This is a genomic window from Oleiphilus sp. HI0067 (assembly GCF_001635735.1).
The window spans coordinates 1-1,143 of sequence record NZ_LWFI01001744.1; the positions used below are offsets into that span (position 1 = coordinate 1).

Annotated in this window: 2 protein-coding genes; both read right to left on the reverse strand. The window is 43.1% G+C overall.

What is annotated here, in order from left to right; genetic code table 11:
* Positions 1-628: LptF/LptG family permease (locus tag A3739_RS27785; RefSeq protein ID WP_156502911.1), on the reverse strand; the 628-nt coding region annotated here is incomplete at its 3' end.
* Positions 625-1,143 (reverse strand): LptF/LptG family permease (locus A3739_RS27790; RefSeq protein WP_156502912.1); only part of this gene is annotated, 519 nt, incomplete at its 5' end. The genes A3739_RS27785 and A3739_RS27790, both read right to left, overlap by 4 nt.

Sequence of the window (1,143 nt, forward strand, 5' to 3'; positions counted from 1 at the left end):
CTCCAAAATAACTCCTCTTTACATCCAATAGACTCCATTGACGCTCGTGAAACAAAGCCTTGGCCGCAAACTCACTCATGATGAGTCTTTTATCGTCGTCATAAGTATTTATGGATACACCATGCAACGCGCCATTTGGTTCAACGGCATTGATATGAATAAACGCATCACCTTCTTTATGCCAAAGCCCTTGTCCGTAGACGATGCTTGATTGAGCCCCTTGTTTGAGCGCTTTATCACTCTGCGCTAATTTCTCAGTAGTCGGAGCAACAAACTCACCTAAAAGAGCGCCAAAAATAATTAATAAAAGCACTGGTTTAATTGCCGAACCAATAATGCGGGCCAGCGAAACTCCTGCTGCTCGAACAACAGTCAGTTCACTATTCTTTGCCAAAGCCCCCAACCCTATTAGGCATCCCATGAATGCACCAAGAGGAAGGTAATCATAAATTCGTCTGGGAAGGGTCAAAAGAATGTATAAAGCAACATCTAAAAGTTGGTAGTCATTTTTTATATCTTCGGTCTCAGCAATAAATCCAAACACCACATCTAGGCTGAGGACGACAAACATAACGACCAAGGTCGATGTCATCACAGCCTGCGCTACATATCGATCAATTAGCTTCATGAGGCGCCACCATGACCAAATTTATCTCTTACTAGAACACTCAAACGTTCTCGATAAAATAATGCTATTGCCGCACATATAAACATGATGTGAACAACACCAAATGCGATTAGCGGATCTAGATCGCCCTCCCCACCTTTTTTCTTAGCAAGTATAAGTAAACCTAAATAAAGAATATAGAGCAGCATCGCCGGCACCAAATGGAGATACCTGCCTTGTCTAGGGTTAACTTTGCACACCGCAACAGCAATCATCGCCACCACTGGAATCAAGATAACGAGCGATATACGCCAATATAAAATAGACCTATACTCATTCGACTCAGATCTAATCAGAGCTTGTGTCGGAATTGCTTCCTCCTTAACTCTGCGAAGCTCGCTACTCTGCGATGCGATAAGAACTCCATAGGTATCAAACGACAACTCTCTATAGTCGTGATTACCTGGAGCCCCTTGATATTGTTTACCGTTGTGAAGCACAAGATATCGATCTCCGGTTTCAGCATCTACGCTCTG